The sequence below is a fragment of the Terribacillus sp. AE2B 122 genome, from assembly GCF_902497585.1.
GTDB lineage: Bacteria > Bacillota > Bacilli > Bacillales > Amphibacillaceae > Terribacillus > Terribacillus saccharophilus_A.
The window spans coordinates 877,980-895,350 of sequence record NZ_LR700942.1; the positions used below are offsets into that span (position 1 = coordinate 877,980).

General features: G+C 45.6%; 17 protein-coding genes. 2 read left to right on the forward strand and 15 right to left on the reverse strand.

The features are described 5' to 3' along the window. Positions 1 to 25 precede the first annotated feature (25 nt). The 4 genes from ffh to smc form a co-directional block, all read right to left on the reverse strand. Positions 26 to 1,369, reverse strand: coding sequence for a signal recognition particle protein (gene ffh / locus AE2B122_RS04485; protein WP_038560118.1), 1,344 nt, complete (start codon positions 1,367 to 1,369; stop codon positions 26 to 28). Positions 1,370 to 1,381: 12 nt separating this feature from the next. Then, positions 1,382 to 1,705: a putative DNA-binding protein gene (locus tag AE2B122_RS04490; RefSeq protein WP_095217634.1), complete on the reverse strand. Its 324-nt coding sequence runs from the start codon at positions 1,703 to 1,705 to the stop codon at positions 1,382 to 1,384. Positions 1,706 to 1,779: 74 nt separating this feature from the next. Then, complete coding sequence (gene ftsY, locus AE2B122_RS04495; protein WP_175073192.1) at positions 1,780 to 2,790, reverse strand: signal recognition particle-docking protein FtsY; 1,011 nt, start codon at positions 2,788 to 2,790, stop codon at positions 1,780 to 1,782. A gap of 15 nt (positions 2,791 to 2,805) precedes the next feature. Further along, positions 2,806 to 6,372: a chromosome segregation protein SMC gene (smc, locus tag AE2B122_RS04500; protein WP_175073193.1), complete on the reverse strand. Its 3,567-nt coding sequence runs from the start codon at positions 6,370 to 6,372 to the stop codon at positions 2,806 to 2,808. A gap of 135 nt (positions 6,373 to 6,507) precedes the next feature. Between smc and AE2B122_RS04505 the strand changes: the two genes are divergently transcribed. After that, entirely contained in the window at positions 6,508 to 6,729 is a 222-nt protein-coding gene (locus AE2B122_RS04505) for a DUF1128 domain-containing protein (RefSeq protein WP_038560108.1), read from the forward strand. Positions 6,730 to 6,766: 37 nt separating this feature from the next. Here AE2B122_RS04505 and rnc read toward each other — a convergent pair whose 3' ends face one another. The 11 genes from rnc to AE2B122_RS04560 all read right to left on the reverse strand — a co-directional run bounded on the left by rnc (position 6,767) and on the right by AE2B122_RS04560 (position 16,934). Next, on the reverse strand, positions 6,767 to 7,450 hold the full coding sequence (rnc, locus tag AE2B122_RS04510) for a ribonuclease III (protein ID WP_095230079.1): 684 nt from the start codon (positions 7,448 to 7,450) through the stop codon (positions 6,767 to 6,769). A 92-nt stretch (positions 7,451 to 7,542) separates the two neighbouring features. Next, a complete protein-coding gene (gene acpP / locus AE2B122_RS04515; RefSeq protein WP_038560102.1) occupies positions 7,543 to 7,776 on the reverse strand; it encodes an acyl carrier protein in 234 nt (77 codons plus the stop codon). Between the two features lie 67 nt (positions 7,777 to 7,843). Beyond that, positions 7,844 to 8,584 carry a 3-oxoacyl-[acyl-carrier-protein] reductase gene (fabG, locus tag AE2B122_RS04520; RefSeq protein WP_095230077.1) on the reverse strand — a complete coding sequence of 247 codons (741 nt, stop codon included), beginning with the start codon at positions 8,582 to 8,584 and terminating at the stop codon, positions 7,844 to 7,846. Continuing rightward, on the reverse strand, positions 8,585 to 9,535 hold the full coding sequence (fabD, locus tag AE2B122_RS04525; protein WP_175073194.1) for an ACP S-malonyltransferase: 951 nt from the start codon (positions 9,533 to 9,535) through the stop codon (positions 8,585 to 8,587). Then, positions 9,532 to 10,545: a phosphate acyltransferase PlsX gene (plsX, locus tag AE2B122_RS04530; protein WP_095230073.1), complete on the reverse strand. Its 1,014-nt coding sequence runs from the start codon at positions 10,543 to 10,545 to the stop codon at positions 9,532 to 9,534. Before plsX ends, fabD begins: the two co-directional genes overlap by 4 nt. 3 nt (positions 10,546 to 10,548) lie before the next feature. Further along, the gene (gene fapR, locus AE2B122_RS04535) at positions 10,549 to 11,118 is read right to left on the reverse strand and encodes a transcription factor FapR (RefSeq protein WP_095217627.1); all 570 of its coding nucleotides are present in this window, start codon (positions 11,116 to 11,118) and stop codon (positions 10,549 to 10,551) included. 75 nt (positions 11,119 to 11,193) lie between these two features. Beyond that, a complete protein-coding gene (recG, locus tag AE2B122_RS04540) occupies positions 11,194 to 13,230 on the reverse strand; it encodes an ATP-dependent DNA helicase RecG (RefSeq protein WP_254593409.1) in 2,037 nt (678 codons plus the stop codon). Positions 13,231 to 13,235: 5 nt separating this feature from the next. Then, the gene (gene sdaAA / locus AE2B122_RS04545) at positions 13,236 to 14,120 is read right to left on the reverse strand and encodes an L-serine ammonia-lyase, iron-sulfur-dependent, subunit alpha (RefSeq protein ID WP_175073196.1); all 885 of its coding nucleotides are present in this window, start codon (positions 14,118 to 14,120) and stop codon (positions 13,236 to 13,238) included. Between the two features lie 15 nt (positions 14,121 to 14,135). Next, positions 14,136 to 14,798 carry an L-serine ammonia-lyase, iron-sulfur-dependent subunit beta gene (gene sdaAB, locus AE2B122_RS04550; protein ID WP_175073197.1) on the reverse strand — a complete coding sequence of 221 codons (663 nt, stop codon included), beginning with the start codon at positions 14,796 to 14,798 and terminating at the stop codon, positions 14,136 to 14,138. A 96-nt stretch (positions 14,799 to 14,894) separates the two neighbouring features. After that, complete coding sequence (locus AE2B122_RS04555; RefSeq protein ID WP_175073198.1) at positions 14,895 to 16,541, reverse strand: DAK2 domain-containing protein; 1,647 nt, start codon at positions 16,539 to 16,541, stop codon at positions 14,895 to 14,897. 30 nt (positions 16,542 to 16,571) lie between these two features. Then, on the reverse strand, positions 16,572 to 16,934 hold the full coding sequence (locus tag AE2B122_RS04560; RefSeq protein ID WP_095270323.1) for an Asp23/Gls24 family envelope stress response protein: 363 nt from the start codon (positions 16,932 to 16,934) through the stop codon (positions 16,572 to 16,574). 219 nt (positions 16,935 to 17,153) lie between these two features. On the opposite strand from AE2B122_RS04560, the gene rpmB reads away from it, so the two are divergent. Further along, positions 17,154 to 17,342 (forward strand): 50S ribosomal protein L28, encoded by a 189-nt coding sequence (gene rpmB, locus AE2B122_RS04565; RefSeq protein ID WP_038560076.1) that lies wholly within the window; start codon positions 17,154 to 17,156, stop codon positions 17,340 to 17,342. The last annotated feature ends 29 nt before the right edge of the window (positions 17,343 to 17,371 follow it).

Consider the following 17,371-nt stretch of genomic DNA (forward strand, 5'->3'; position numbering starts at 1 on the left):
ATAATCACTGTAAAGGGTTTTTACATTACATAAAAGGAAATTTCATTCCGCGCCCTTTTTTACCCTTTTGCATGTTCGTCATTTGCTTCATCATCTTCTTCATATCTTCGAATTGTTTCAGCAAACGATTGACTTCGGATACACTGCGGCCAGAGCCTTTTGCAATCCGTTTCTTGCGGCTGGCATTGATTAAAGACGGCTCCTGCCGTTCCTTGCGTGTCATCGATTGGATAATTGCTTCGACGTACACAAGCTGCTTCTCATCCAGCTGGACGTTCTTCATGTTCTTCATCTTGCCTGCGCCAGGAAGCATATCCAGAAGGTCACCAAGCGGCCCCATTTTCTTTACCTGACTCATCTGCTCGAGGAAATCGTCGAAAGTGAAGCTCATACTGCGCATTTTCTCTTCCAAGTCACGCGCTTGCTTCTCATCGACGTTTTCTTGTGCTTTCTCGATTAGTGAAAGCACATCTCCCATGCCAAGGATACGAGAAGCCATTCGTTCCGGATGGAAGGCTTCCAGCTGGTCTGTGCGCTCTCCCATACCGACGAATTTAATAGGTTTCCCGGTTACAGCACGAATGGATAGTGCAGCCCCGCCTCGTGTATCACCATCAAGCTTCGTTAATACAACACCAGAAATATCAAGCTGGCTATCAAAGCTCTCCGCTACATTTACAGCGTCTTGACCTGTCATTGCATCTACCACAAGGAAGATTTCTGCAGGTTTGACGTTCGTTTTGATTTGTGTCAGCTCATCCATCAGCTTCTCATCTACATGCAAACGGCCAGCCGTATCAATGATGACATAATCATGATGCTCTTCTTTCGCTTTCTTGATCGCCTCATTAGCAATATCGACTGGGTTTGCTTCTGTCCCCATCGAAAATACCGGCAGGCTAAGCTGCTTGCCAAGTGTCTCTAGCTGATCGATAGCAGCCGGTCGATATACGTCAGCTGCTACGAGCAACGGATTACGGTTGTGTTTCTTGCGCAAAAGGTTTGCTAGCTTGCCTGTTGTTGTCGTCTTACCCGCACCTTGCAAACCAACCATCATGATGACAGTCGGCGGTCTGTCTGCGACAGCAATCTTGCTCTGCTCGCCGCCCATAAGCTGTGTCAGTTCTTCCTGAACAACCTTGATAACCTGCTGACCAGGTGTAAGGCTCTCCATTACTTCCTGACCGATAGCTCGCTCTTTGATCTTGTTGATCAGCTGCTTCACAACTTTGAAGTTAACGTCTGCTTCCAAAAGCGCCAGTCGTACTTCACGTGTCATTTCTTTTACGTCTTGTTCTGTAACTTTACCGCGCCCGCGAATTTTCTGTATCGTACTCTGCAGTCGGTCGGCTAATCCTTCAAATGCCATGGAATCGACCTCCTAATCTAATTCTTTTATCTTTTGGATCAAGTCTTTTGCTCCGGACTGGCTGGAGTCCATTATTTCTTCCAGCTCATCCAGCAGCGTGCTCCTCTCCTTGAAGCGATCATAAAGATGCAGCTTTTTCTCATAGCTTTCTATCATCGCTTCTGTACGCCGGATATTATCATAGACTGCCTGACGGGAAACTTCAAATGTTTCCGCAATTTCTCCGAGTGACAAATCTTCCAGATAATACATTTCCATATAACTGCGCTGCTTTGGTGTAAGCAGTGCCTGATAAAAATCGAACAAATAGTTCATCCGAGTTGTTTTCTCTAACATGAGCCGCACCCCTTGTTAAGTGAAATGCCTTTACAAAATTGTAGCCAACCTAGTGCGCAGCTGTCAAGAAACTGCTATTCCGCCTGTTCCTCATCCTGCATTAAATCAGCGAATAGACCATATACAAAGGCATTTGGATCAAATTCCTGCAAATCCTCCATTTGTTCGCCTAGACCGACAAACTTGACCGGGATTTTCATCTCGTTCCGGATCGCCAAGACAATACCACCTTTAGCTGTTCCATCCAGCTTGGATAAAACGATACCAGAGACATTGGCTGTTTCTTGGAATGTCTTCGCCTGTGCAAGAGCATTCTGCCCTGTTGTTGCATCCAGTACGAGTAGCACTTCATGCGGTGCTCCTGGTACTTCACGTTCGATAACACGATGTACTTTGTTCAGTTCATTCATCAGATTCACTTTATTTTGCAAACGGCCGGCTGTATCACAAAGAAGTACATCTGCACCACGAGCCTGTGCCGCTTTAATACCATCATAGATAACAGCTGCAGGATCACTGCCAGCATTGTGGCGAATCACTTCTACACCAGTCCGCTCTCCCCATACTTGCAGTTGTTCGATCGCTCCTGCCCGGAAAGTATCTCCTGCGGCCATGACGACTTTCTTGCCTTCCCGCTTCAGCTTATACGCCAGCTTACCGATACTAGTTGTCTTGCCGACACCGTTGACGCCGACAAACAAATAAATCGTAAGTCCATCATCATTCATTTTTAGCTTCTGCGGCTGTTCATCTTCATCACCTTGGTATATTTCAACCAGTTTCTCAGAGATGACATCCTTCAGCTGAATACTATCCTTGATGTTCTGGCGTTTTGCTTCCATACGAAGCTCATCCACGAGATCCATCACTGTGTTCACACCTACATCGGAAGCGATAAGTACTTCTTCCAATTCCTCAAAGAAGTCCTCATCCACTTTTCGATAACGTGCCATCAAATTATTCATCCGATCAGAGAAGGAAGTACGGGTCTTTTTCAGACCTTCTTTGTACTTTTCAGGTGTTTGCTGATCTGTTTCGTTGCTTGTATTAGAGAATTTGTTTTTCAGTTTCTGAAAAAAGCTCATTTTGTTCTTCCTTTCTTATACCTTCACTAGTGTAGGCGCGTCTTCCAGACGGACAGAAACCAATCTAGAAACTCCGGATTCTTGCATCGTCACGCCATAGAGAACGTCTGCTTCCTCCATTGTACCTTTTCTGTGTGTTATGGCAATGAACTGGGTCTTTTCGCTGAATTGCTTCATGTATTGAGCAAAGCGGCTGACGTTTGCGTCATCCAGAGCTGCTTCCACTTCGTCCAGGATACAGAATGGTACAGGCCTTACACGCAAAATGGCAAACAGCAAGGCAATTGCTGTCAAAGCACGCTCTCCGCCCGAAAGCAAACCTAGATTCTGCAGTTTCTTACCTGGCGGCTGCGCGATAATATCAACTCCAGTATCAAGCAGATTATCAGAATCGGTCAGCTTCAGCTCCGCGTGTCCTCCGCCAAAGAGCGAACGGAACACTTCCGTGAATTCTGTTTTTATTTTATTGAACACATCTTCGAACAGACGTTTCATTTCTTCATCCATTTCGTCAATAACGGCAAGCAAAGTTGATTTCGCCTGATAAAGGTCGTCCTTTTGTTCAGTAAGGAAGCTATATCTTTCATTAATCCGGTCAAATTCCTCTATTGCACCTACATTGACGCTGCCGAGTTCCGAAATAGCACGCTTAATCAGCTTAACTTCAGTTTGGGCAGTTTCGATATCTTCTGCTCTACCAAACGTCGCCAATGCTTTTTCAAAGGTCAGGGAATAGCTTTGCTGCAAATTCATCAGACGGTTTTCCAGCTCTACATCCAAACGGTTCGAGCGGACTTCCTGATCTTGTACTTGCTGCACCAGATTCTGATGAAGACGATTTGCTTCTTTAACAGACAGCTCTTCTTGCTGCACCCAGTCATAGCGCTCCTGCCGTTCTGCTTTACGTTCCTCGATCAGTGTTGTTGTCTGCTGCTTGTGCTGTTGCTTCACTGTGATCAGCTCTGCAATCTCTTCCTCTGTCTGTCCTTTCTCACCAACTTCAGCCATTTGCTGCAGCACCCGCTGCTGTTCTTCATACTTCTGCTTCGTCAGCTCTAGCTGTTCTGTAAACTCACTGAGCCGCTGCTGCTGGTTTTCAAGCTTAGCAAGGCTTTCTGCAGACCGTATCTGGAGGGCCTGCTGTTCTTCCCGTTTAATTTCCTTAGTCTGCTGCCATGCCTGGTGAGCTTCTGTCAGTTCACTAATCTCCCGCTGAATATCCTGGAGCTGCTGGTCCAAACCGGCAAGTTCTGCCTGGAGCTGCTCAATGCGTTTTTCCACTTCTTCTCGTTCTGTGTCATACTGCGCATTATCCTGGTCATACATGGTGAGATTATCATTGGCATGCATAAAGCGGATACTCGTTTCGGTGAATGCTGCCTGGAGCTCCTGTTCCGCTTCCTGCAGCTGCTTCAAGCTATGTCGGGTTTCCTCTGCTGAAGTTTCCAATTGCTGAAGTTCTTCTTTCAGCTGCGCGACTTTACGTTCGAATACCTCCGTACGTGCCTGGAAATCAGACAGTTTCTCCGTGACTTCCTGCATTTCCTTTTCTCTTGTAAACAAAGATTGACTGTTGCGCTTTTGCGCTCCGCCAGTCATAGATCCTCCAGGGTTTACAACATCACCTGTCAGCGTAACAACGCGGTAACGTCTGCCAAGAGCAGCAGCAATGTCATTGGCATGCTGAAGGTCTTCTGCGATGACCACATTACCTAACAGGAAATCAACTGCCCGCTTGTACTGGGGATCAACCTGAATGAGATCTGCTGCAATACCGATGAATCCTTCCCGAGTGGAAGCATTGCCCAGTACATTCACAGGGATCTGTTTTGGCTGAATCGATGAAAGCGGCAAGAATGTCGCACGGCCGTTATGTGTCTGTTTCAGCCAATTGATTGCCTGACGGGCACTTGCTTCCGTATCGACCACGATATGCTGGGCTTGACCTCCAAGAGCTGTCTCCATCGCAGTGACATACGCAGATGGTACATCAATTAATTCGATGACAGCACCCTCAATTCCCTCGAGCTTTTGATCTTGGCGCGCTTTGAGGACTGCTTTTACCCCTTGGAAAAATCCTTGGAACTCCTCTTTCATCTCTTGCAGCATTTCCTGCTTGGAACGAAGCTTCTCAATATGCTGGTACCCGGTGTACAGCTTGTTCTGTGCTTCTTGATACTGCTCCCGTTTTTGAGCTGCTTCCATCCGAAGTGAATCTGCTTTCTCCTCAGCACGCTCGCGGCTTTCGGTAGCATCTTTGAGACTCTCAGACAATTGCTCTCTTTTTTCACTGATTTCATCACGATTCAAAACGACGTCTTTGTATTTTGTACGCTGACGTTCTTTTTTCGCATCAATACCAGTGAGCTGCTGTTTGAGTGAGTTAGTCTCATTCCGCTTAGCAGCTTGTTCATTCAGTAAATCGATATAATCGCTTTTCTTTTCTTCGATTTGTTCACTCAAATCTTCCTGCGTACGGGATAGCTGTTTGTCCAAAGATCGCAAGTCTGATTTAATTGCTTTGTTCTCTGTATCCAACGTAACCAGAGCTGCTTGCTCCTGGTCCAGTTGTTTCAACTGCTGCTCTAATGTGATTCCAAGCTGTTCAGTATCTTTTTCCAGCTTTTCTTTGTTTTCTGCAAGATGCTTGGAACGCTCATTCAAAAGCTGTTTCTTGCCTTCCAAATTCTCAAGCTCTTGTGTCACGATTAACAAGGAGGCTTGCAGTTCGTCAATAGAGGCATCCAGCGCATGTAATTCTGTCTTCTCCGACTCAAGCAGCTGTTCTTTTTCTCCAATTGACTGCTTCTTGACTTCAAGCTCACGTTTATTTACTTCAAGCTCTTGGAGAACCGCTTGCCACTCTTTATGTAATTGCTCAATCTCCGCAACTAGCAATCCGATTTCGACATCTTTCAGCTGGGCTTTTTTCTCCAGAAAATCTTTTGCAATAGCAGCTTGTTCACGTAATGGTTCAAGCTGTCCTTCAATTTCATACGTAATATCTTCTACTCGGTTTAAATTCTCCTGCGTTTCTGCTAACTTATATTCTGCCTTCTTCTTTCGCTGCTTGTATTTCAAAACACCTGCAGCTTCTTCGAAGATAGACCGCCTTTCTTCTGGTTTGGAGCTTAGGATTTCCTCTACCTTTCCTTGACTAATAATGGAGAAGGCTTCTCTTCCTAATCCAGAATCCATGAACAAGTCAATGATATCTTTCAGACGACAGCTTTGGTTATTGATCAAAAATTGGCTTTCTCCAGAACGGAATACCCGTCTGGTCACACTCACTTCCTGATACTCCAGCGGTAACGTCTGATCGGCATTGTCCAATACAAGTGTCACTTCCGCTACATTAAGCGCTTTTCTCGTATCGCTGCCCTGGAAGATAATATCTTCCATTTTGGATCCTCGCAGACTTTTTGCCGACTGCTCGCCTAATACCCAGCGGATGGCATCGGTTATATTACTTTTCCCGCTTCCATTCGGACCTACCACTGCCGTTACACCTGGTACAAAGTCAAGTGTCACTTTTTCGGCAAATGATTTGAATCCGACGGTTTCTAATCGTTTCAGGAACATACTCATTCTCCTATATTGAAAGCTTATCGCTTATTTCTGCATTGTTATTGGTTTCTCTTTTGTTTTTAACTTATTTATTTTATCATAAACTAAAGGTACATAATAGGTATCAATTACGCCAAAGGAGGCTCGCCCATGAAGCTCGAACAGGCATCAGAGGAGAATTTGTCCATCCTCATCAACGGCATCGCTGACCGGCTTGTTGTCGTTAACCGTTCCATCATGCAGCCAGAAGACTACCAAATTGAGAAGTACGATGATATTAAGTTTTTATATGATCATATTGAATCAAAAGGACAGCTCAGTGTATCTGAGACAGAAGCATTTATCCAGGAACTGGCGAACTACCGAAAATAAAAAACGGCGGAGACTAACTTGCTCTCCGCCGTTTTTTCTATTCAGTTAAAGCTTCCAAAGCAATGCGGGCAGCCTGCTGTTCCGCTTCCTTTTTCGTCCGGCCTACTCCTGTACCGACAAGTTCTCCCTGAACCTTCAACTCCGCAACGAATTCACGGCTATGAGCAGGACCTCTTTCATCAACGATCGTATACGTTATCACTTTATCTTTGTCCTGCTGAATAACCTCCTGCAGTCTGCTCTTGTAATCCATCGCATGTGAAAAAGCACCTTGGCTGATTTTTGGAAAGACGATTTTTTCGAAAAATCCGAGTACCACATCGAAATCCTGGTCGAGATACAAAGCACCGACAAATGCCTCGAACACATCAGCTAACAATGCAGGACGTGTTCTGCCCCCAGTGCGCTCTTCTCCTTTTCCGAGCAGCACATATGTACCAAGATCCATTTCTTTAGCGAAGAGTACGAGAGATTCCTCTCTGACTATAGCAGCACGAAGCTTCGTCATATTCCCTTCTGGCATATCAGGATAATGCTTGTACAGAAATTGTGATACACCAAGCTCCAATACAGCATCGCCGAGGAATTCCAATCGTTCGTTATCCGTCTTCTTCAGGTGACGATGTTCATTCACATAAGATGAATGGGTCAAGGCATTCTGCAACAAAGCTTCATCATGGAAATGGATTCCAAGCTTCTCCTGCAGTTTATATAAGCTCATTCTGCTGTCCCCACTTTCCAATAGTTGTGATGATGCGGAGAAAGCCCCGCCTACTAGTGACGGGACTTTCTCCTATGCATCTTATTTAAATCTTACTGTTTGCTGTTTATGTAGTTTACAGCGTCGCCAACAGTAGCGATTTTTTCAGCATCTTCATCAGAAATTTCCATGTCGAATTGATCTTCCAATTCCATAACCAATTCCACAACATCAAGGGAATCTGCATCTAGATCTTCTTTGAAAGAAGCCTCTAGTGTTACTTTGGATTCGTCTACATCAAGACGATCAATAACGATTTGCTTTACTTGCTCGAATACATCTGCCATAGGAAATTCACCTCCCTTCGTTATTATAGGACATTTCGTCCCGGAAAACTACAGTTTTTTCATTGTATTACATTACCATGCCGCCATCGATATGAATCGTTTGACCAGTAATGTAATTGCTATCTTCTGACGCAAGAAAACGAACGACACGCGCAACGTCTTCTGGCTTGCCTGGTTTACCTAGCGGAATCATGCTTTGCATCGCTTGTTTCTGCTCATCTGTCATTTCATCAGTCATATCAGTCGTGATGAATCCTGGAGCAACAGCATTCACAAGAACGTTTCGCGCAGCCAACTCTTTGGCTGCTGTTTTCGTTAAACCAATGACTCCTGCTTTTGCAGCGACATAGTTAGCTTGGCCAGGATTACCGCTGACACCAACAATGCTCGCCACATTGATAATGCGGCCAGCTTTTTGTTTCATCATTTGACGAGTTACTGCTTTTGTGCAAAGGAATACACCTTTCAAATTCGTCTGGATGACTGCATCGAAATCCTCTTCCTTCATACGCATAAGCAGGTTATCTCGCGTAATACCAGCATTATTCACTAGTATGTCTAAACTGCCGAATGCTTCAATAGTCTGCTTGACCATATCTTTTACGCTTTCTTCTTCTGCTACATTCGCCTGGATTACAATTGATTCCTGCCCAAGAGCACGGATTTCCTCTGCAACAGCCTCTGCCTTCTCTTTGCTTCCGGAGTAGTTTACCGCTACGTTCACTCCGTTACTCGCAAGTTCCAGCGCGATCTCTCTGCCAATACCGCGTGATGCACCTGTAACTAGTGCTGCTTTACCTGATAGCATTTATTCTTCCTCCTTGTACCACTTCAAGAATGCTTGCAATGAATCGGGATCTTGTACATTGAACGTTGTCGTACGGCGGTTGATTTTCTTCACTAATCCGCTTAGCACTTTACCAGGTCCCACTTCGACAATAGCATCCAGTTCGTCATTTTGAAGCATATTAACAACAGTCTCTTCAAAACGGACTGGTGAGTACAACTGCTGCACGAGTAACTGCTCGATCTCTTTCTGATCTAGCACTTTTTCTGCTGTTACGTTTGCATAAACTGGAATCGATGCATCAGCTTTTTCCACGTCTGCAAGTGCAGATGCGAATTCTTCCGCAGCTTGTTTCATCAGCCTGGAGTGGAACGGACCGCTGACATTCAGCGGAAGCACACGTTTAGCTCCAGCTTCCTTCAAAAGTGGCTCTGCAAGTTCGATGCCTTTTTTTGTACCGGAAATGACGATCTGTCCAGGGCAGTTGATATTGGCAGCATCGACAATTTCGCCATGCTCCGCATCAACTGTTTGAAGAGCAGTCTTGATGTCTTCCAAACTTAGGCCTAATACCGCAGCCATGGAACCTTGCCCCGACGGATAAGCCTTTTCCATTAGCTGACCGCGCTTGTTAACGAGTACAGCAGCTTCTTCTGCACGGAAAACGCCAGCTGCAACCAGTGCACTGTATTCTCCTAAGCTGTGTCCGGCCGTAACGACTGGTCTAACACCTTCATTCTGCAATACCTGGTAGATAGCAGCACTTGTCAGAAGCAATGCCGGCTGTGCATTTTCTGTCTTTGTCAGCTCTTCTGCCGGTCCCTCGAACATTAAAGGTGTAATTGGCTGCGGCAATAATTCGTCTGCCGCTTGGAAAAGACTTTTCACTTCATCATATTCGTTGTACATTTCCTGACCCATGCCCACTGCTTGTGAGCCTTGTCCAGGAAACACAAAAGCTACTCGTTTCACTTAACGTCCTCCTCGTCTTTCTTCATGCTCTGGATTGTATCTTTGATAATACCTGTTACATTATTTTCTGCCATTTGCTTTGTTTGTAGGATAGCAACTTGTATAGCACGCGCATTGGAGGAACCGTGCGCCTTTACAAAAGGTGCAGCAAGGCCAAACAAAGCAGCACCGCCGTATTCTGCATATTCTGTGCTTGCTTTAATTTCCTTCAGCTGCGGTTTCATCATAGCAGCCGCAAGCTTTGTCTTTGTGTTCTTTAAGAAGGCCTTCTTGATGGTCGAGAAGAACATCGATGCTGCTCCTTCTATTGTTTTCAGAGCGATATTGCCACTAAAGCCGTCCGTCACAACAACATCAAAATCTCCGGAAAGGAAATCTCTGCCTTCTACATTACCAATAAAGTTTATTGGTGCATCACTGAGAAGCTCGAAAGCTTTCTTCGTGAGATCATTGCCCTTACCATCTTCCGTGCCTACATTGAGCAATCCTACACGAGGATTTTTTATACCGCGAACTTTCTCAGCGTAGATGGAGCCCATTACGCCGTATTGTAATAGATGGTTCGCTTTGGCGTCAATATTGGCGCCAACATCAAGCAGGACAAATCCTTTTCCATCCACTGTCGGAAGAGTTGGCGACAATGCTGGCCGTTCGATGCCTTTAATGCGGCCGACTATCATCAGACCTGCTGTCATAATGGCACCTGTATTTCCCGCTGAAACACAAGCATCAGCACGGCCTTCTTTTACTTCCTGAGCAGTCAGTACAAGTGATGACTGCTTCTTGCGCCGGATTGCCCGGACAGGTTCGTCGTCTGCTGTAATGTACTCCTCTGTATGTATAATCCGGATGTTAGCCGGACGGACCTCACCAAGATGAGGTTCAATCTTGCTTTGATCTCCAACCAGTGTCAGCTCCAAGGATGCATCCTCTTTCGCTGCGAGCACGGCACCTTTGACTATCTCTTCCGGTGCGTTGTCGCCACCCATTGCGTCGATTGCTATTCGCATAACTTATTTCCCTTCTTTCACGCTCGAGCGGAACATCTCGAACGTACCTTTAAATACTTCTTCTTGATCAACAGCACTATCCACTTGGATGACCGTCCGCTTCCTGTCCTGACGAATGACTTTCGCTTTGGCTACTACCCGCTCATGGAGTTTCACCTGTCTAGTAAAGGTGATTTCCGAGTGGAAAGTGAGTGCGAACGGATCATCAATCAGCGCGACCGCTAAGGAATTGGCCTGCGCAAACAGATGATGCCCTCTGGCAATCTGGTTCCGCGTGAAAACATGCTCTGGTTTAATATCTAATATACTGATCGCTCGTTCATCGAGCTCTAAGTCAATGATTTCTCCAATCACTTCATCAATGTTAATAGATTTCACGGTTTCATCCCACTGGGAATGAGCAACGTGCTTAATCCGTTCCCGCAGCTCCGGAATTGTCAGTTCCATTCGGTCCAATCGGATTGTCTGAATACTGACAGCAAATTTCTTTGCCAATTCCTCGTCTGTTATGAACGGTGTTTTTTCAATCGTTTCCCGCAGTAAGTCCTGTCTGTCTTTTTTGCTTCTTCTCATTTCTCCACCGCCAAAATTAAGACTAGGTACTAAAAGTAATATATAATAGCAGACCAGAATTTGCAACAGCCGTTTTTAGTCGAGCACATTCCCGTTCAGTGCAAACTCTGTATCCAGCGCTTGCAATAAATTGCGATAAGCGGGGTCATTTTCCAATCTTTCTTCTGAAATGATTTGCTCTGCATCCTTACGCGCTGTTTCAAGCGCCCGGTAATCGTGCACCATATCACCAACCTTGAATTCCGGTATCCCGCTCTGCTTTTTCCCGAAGAAATCACCAGGACCTCGTAGCTGTAAATCTTGCTCAGACAGCTCAAATCCATTCGTTGTTTCTGTCATGATGCGCATGCGTTCTTTCCCAATTTCCCCTTTTGGTTCGGCAATTAATATACAGTAACTTTGTGCATCTCCGCGACCTACACGCCCCCGTAGCTGATGCAGCTGAGATAGCCCGAATCGTTCTGCATCATAGATGATCATCAGCGTGGCATTCGGAACGTTCACGCCAACTTCTACTACTGTGGTAGACACAAGAACTTGGGTTTCATTGTCGGCGAATTCCTTCATAACCGCGTCTTTTTCATCAGATGGCAAGCGTCCATGCATGAGCCCGACTCGAATATCCGGCTCAAAAACAGCAGCAAGCATCTGATGAAGATCGACGGCATTCTGGATGTCCAGCTTGTCCGATTCCTCAATCAGTGGGCTTATGACATACGCCTGATGACCGGCCGCGACTTCTTTCCGGATGAAATCCAGCACCCGATCTATCGTATTTTCCTTAACCCAATACGTTTCTATTTCTTTACGCCCTGCTGGCATCTCATCTATAGCTGATACATCCATATCTCCGAATGCAGTGATGGCCAGGGTCCGCGGAATCGGCGTAGCAGTCATGAACAGAACATCCGGATGAAGGCCTTTATCTCGAAGTGTCCGGCGCTGTGCAACACCGAATCGATGCTGTTCGTCAACAATAGCTAGAGCAAGATCTTTAAAATGTACTTCATCCTGAATCAGTGCGTGTGTCCCGACAACAATGTCTACTTCTCCATTTACAATCTGTTCGAGGACTGCTTTCCGGCGCTTGCCTTTGACACTACCAGTGAGCAGTGCTACTGTGGCAAAACCATCCAGCATACTAGTTAATGACTGGGCGTGCTGTTCTGCTAAAATCTCTGTCGGAACCATAATCGCACCCTGTTTACCTGCTGTAACTGCCGCATAAAGGGCAACAGCTGCGACAGCTGTTTTACCAGATCCAACATCTCCTTGTAAGAGACGGTTCATTCGGTAGGAAGAATGTAAGTCCCGCATAATATCCTTCAGCACACGCTGCTGGGCGTTCGTCAACGTAAAAGGAAGAGTGGCTACAAAAGCTTGTACCTGCTCGTGATCATAAGCTAAGCTTCCTCCAGCAGATGCTTCTCGTTTTTGTTTTCGGATAAATTGCATTTTCAGCTGGAACAATAAAAATTCTTCATATGTGAATCGTCTACGACCATGAGCCAGCGCCTGTCTGTCAGGCGGAAAGTGCATATAATGCAATGCTGTTTTTCGATCTGGCATTTTATATGATGTTAAAAATGACGCTGGCAGAATTTCCTCGATGTCTTCATCATACTGTTCCAGCGCCTGCTTCACGCTTTTTTGCAGTTGTCGAACTGTCACTGTACCTTTCACACCATAGACTGGCTGCACAGGAGTCAGCTCATCTGCTCCGCCAACCTTGAAGTTACTGACAGTAAGCTGCAGACGATGCTGATCCCATTTACCTGTCATCGTTACCTTTTTGCCCGGCATAAGCTGTTTCTGGGCAAATGCACGATTGAACATAATCGCCTTCACTGCAACATTCTCAACCAAGAGCGTTACAGTTAGTTTGTTCTTTTTCCGTCCGTAATATTGCACTTGAGCCGGTGAGGCTATTTCACCTTCAATCGTCACTTTATCATCATGAATCAGTTCAGCTAACGGCTGGACATCGAAGACATCATACCGATACGGCAGATGAAAAAGGAGATCTTCGACTGTGAAGATCCCCATATTCGCCAATCCTTCCGCAAGCTTTGCACCGATTCCCTTGACTTGATCAACCGGTTGCTTTAACACATTCCTCACTCTTTCCCTTTCGTTATCCCATAAATCATATCGGCCAATCTGCGCCCCGTCGGCGTGGCAGCCAGACCACCCTCTGCAGTTTCTCGAAGGGCTGATGGCATACTCTTACCGATCCGGTACATAGCCCCAATTACCTCATCGCAAGGTATTCTGCTTGTAATTCCAGCAAGTGCCATATCAGCAGATACGATTGCATTAGATGCACCAGCAGCGTTTCGTTTAATACACGGTACTTCTACCAGCCCAGCGACTGGATCACATACAAGTCCGAGCATGTTTTTTAACGTTATCGCAAATGCTTCGGCACTCTGTTCTGGTGTACCGCCAGCCATTTCCACCACAGCTGCACTGGCCATCGCCGCAGCAGAGCCTACTTCCGCCTGACAACCACCTTCAGCACCGCTGATGGATGCATTGTTGGCCACAACGAATCCGAAAGCACCCGCTGTGAACAAAAAACGAATCATTTGTTCCCGGGTAGGATTTAATCTTTCTTTAACCGCGAAGAGAGCTCCTGGTACACATCCGGCACTTCCTGCCGTTGGCGTAGCACAAATCATCCCCATTGCAGCATTTACTTCGTTCGTCGCCACTGCTTTACTGACAGCATCTAAAAGCAGATGACCAGAAAGCGTGTTGCCCTTCGCCATATATTGCTGAAGTAATACAGCATCATTTCCTGTCAAACCAGAATGGGATGTAACCCCCTTTAATCCGCGTTCTACTGCTTCTTCCATGATTTGCAGGTTCCGTTCCATCTGGCCCATGACTTCCTCACGGGAACGCTGATGTATATCCATTTCCTGGCGGATCATCACTTCTGAAATAGATATACTGTCTGCATTCGCTTGTTCAAGCAATTCCGCTACATTGCGAAACATATTCATTCCTCCTGTTTAATTCATCAAGCGGGATACACGGTTAATGTGTGGAGCTTTTTCTAAAACCTGCATCACATCATCCTCCACGTTTTGATCCGTCTCGATTACCATAAGCGCATCCTTCCCGACATCCTTCCGGGAAACTTCCATATGCGCTATATTTATCTCGTGCTGCGCTAAAATTTGAGTCACGGAAGCTATCGCCCCAAAACGATCATTATGCATGATCAAAATAGCGGGCTTATTACCTGACATACGCAGTTCAAAGCCGTTTAGCTCTGTGATTTCTACTTTTCCGCCGCCGATAGAAATACCGACCAGCTCCATGCTGCTGTCTTTTGTTCCCAGCTTAATTCTTGCTGTATTTGGATGTTCCGTAGCAGCTGTATCTTCAATGAATTCGATTTTAATATTTTGTTTTTCGGCTGTTTCCAATGCGAACCTGATTCGATCATCATCTGTATCATAGCCAAGCAGACCACCAGCAATAGCTAGGTCTGTACCATGACCGCGATACGTTTTCGCGAATGATCCATACAGATGGACCGTAGCCCAAGTCGGCTCTATTCCAAAAATGAGTCTTGCGGCGCGGCCAATACGGGCGGCCCCGGCAGTATGTGAACTGGATGGACCGACCATGACCGGTCCGATAATATCGAATACGGATTGATATTTCATAGGCTCACTCCTTCTTCTTCTATTTTAGCATGTATCACACATATGTTCCTACTGCTACCAATGAAAAAAGCTCCCGTCAAGGAGCTTTCTCCATCATTATTCAACTGCTACCAAGTACGTGTAGACAGGCTGATTTCCTTCATGAATCTCTAATTCTGCTTCAGGGAATGTTCCTTCAACAAAATCCTCCAAGCGATCATCAGTGTCTTCCGCGTCTTCACCGCGAATAACTGTTATCAATTCATCTTCTTCACTGACCATTTGCTCAAGGAGCAGCTCCAACGCTTCTTCTGCATCAGAAGCAGCTGCTATGATTTTGCTTTCCTGAATAGCTATGAATTGCCCTTCTTTTATCGATACGCCTTCGATTGTCGTATCACGAACAGCATGTGTCACTTGTCCGGATTTCACTTGCGAGATTGCATCTTTCATAGCTTCAGCATTGCTATCAGGTGACTGGGTAGCATCAAAAGCAAGCAATGATCGCATACCCTGCGGTATCGTCTTTGTCGGAACTACAAACGCCTGCACCTCTGCCATTTTAGCTGCCTGCTCAGCAGCCATGATGATATTCTTATTATTAGGCAAGATATAGACGGAATCTGCGTTAGCTGTTTTAATGGCGTCCGCAATGTCCTGGGTGCTTGGATTCATAGTCTGTCCGCCTGAGATGACGACATTTGCTCCAAGGTTCTCAAACAATGCTTTCACACCTTCACCCATTGCAACTGTCACAATGGCGTGCTGATTGCGTTCCTTCTTTTCTTTAGTACCAACAATAGCCGCATGCTGTTCACGCATGTTTTCTATTTTCATATTGATCAGACTGCCGAATGCTTGACTGTATGTCATCACTTCACCAGGATACTCGGTATGAATATGCACCTTTACGACATCTTCATCAGCTACTACAAGCAGGGAATCCCCGCGTCCGTCCAATTCCTCTCGATAAGCCTGCTCATCAAAAGGGTTCTCCTGAAGCTTGTCTGCTTCGAATTTAACCATAAATTCCGTGCAATAGCCATAAGTGATATCAGCTGTATCCAAGAAATCCTGCGCTTGCTTGTGATGCTCTGCACTCACGAGATTCTCCATCTTGCCATGCTGCACCTCTACAGGCAGCTGTTCTCCTGTCAATGCTGCAAGAAAACCTTCATAAACAGTAACTAAGCCTTGACCACCGCTATCTACAACACCGACTTCCTTCAAAACTGGAAGGAGGTCAGGCGTGCGACTGAGGCTTTCCTTGGCAGCTTTCACTACATATCTGAATAACTCTATTGGATCAGCTTCAGTTTTTGATTTTTCTACCGCAGCGGCTGCAGCATCCTTCGCTACAGTAAGAATCGTCCCTTCCACTGGCTTCATGACGGCTTTATAAGCCGATTTGACACCAGCATCCAACGCATTAGCAAGCTTGCCCGCTGTCAGATCCTTTTGCCCTTCCAATGCTTTGGCAAAGCCACGGAAAAGCTGAGAGAGAATGACACCAGAGTTTCCCCTAGCTCCCATCAGCAGACCTTTGGCAAAGGCCGCAGCAAGCACACCGACTTCTTCGCTGTCGGTATCTTGTACAGCTTTTGCCCCAGACGTTATTGTCAAATTCATGTTTGTGCCTGTATCGCCATCCGGCACGGGAAATACATTCAGCGCATCAATCGTCTTCGCGTTATTCGCTAGATGATGTGCACCTGTCAGAAGCATCCCCGCAAATGTCTTTCCATCCACATTTCCAACACTCAAACTGTTTCCTCCTTAAATCTGCCGGCTATCTTAGTCTGCAGAAACACTGACGCCTTGTATATAAATGTTCACAGAGCTCGTCAGTACGCCCAATGCCCGATCCAATGTATATTTCACTTGGGACTGCACATTATGTGCAACCTCGGATATCTTCGTTCCATAACTTACAATAATATGTAAGTCGATCTGGACTTTGTTGTCCGCCTGGGTTACAACTATCCCTTTCGAGTAGTTCTCCCTGCGAAGAATTTCTGCTATGCCGTCACGTAATTGATGTCTGGAAGCCATACCAACGATGCCATAGCATTTTTCCGCGGCACTTCCAGCCAATGTTGCGATCACATCCGTTGAGATCGTGATTTTTCCATCTTCTGAAGTCAGATGAAGGCTCATACGGCTCCTCCTAACGCTTATCAAATATATTCCTACTATACTATATGGTAGCGCTATTTGAAAGCGGATTAAAAATAGCCCTTTTTACAATGCCAGCTAAACAGTTTACTGTCAAGTAATTTTTCTTGATATATTTTTGTTAGATTATTGCATTACGTGCCGAGTTGTGATAAATTTGTTTAGTGTTACAAACTAACTCGTAATATTAGGAGGGATAACATGGGACGCAAATGTGTAATCACAGGACGTACTACTCGTTCTGGTAATGCTCGTTCTCATGCCATGAACGCTAATAAACGTACTTGGAAAGCAAACGTTCAAAAAGTTCGCATTCTTGTTGACGGTAAACCGAAAAAAGTTTACGTTTCAGCTCGTGCACTTAAAAAAGGTAACATCGAACGCGTATAAATAGCATTTCTAAAATACTTTTATGGTAG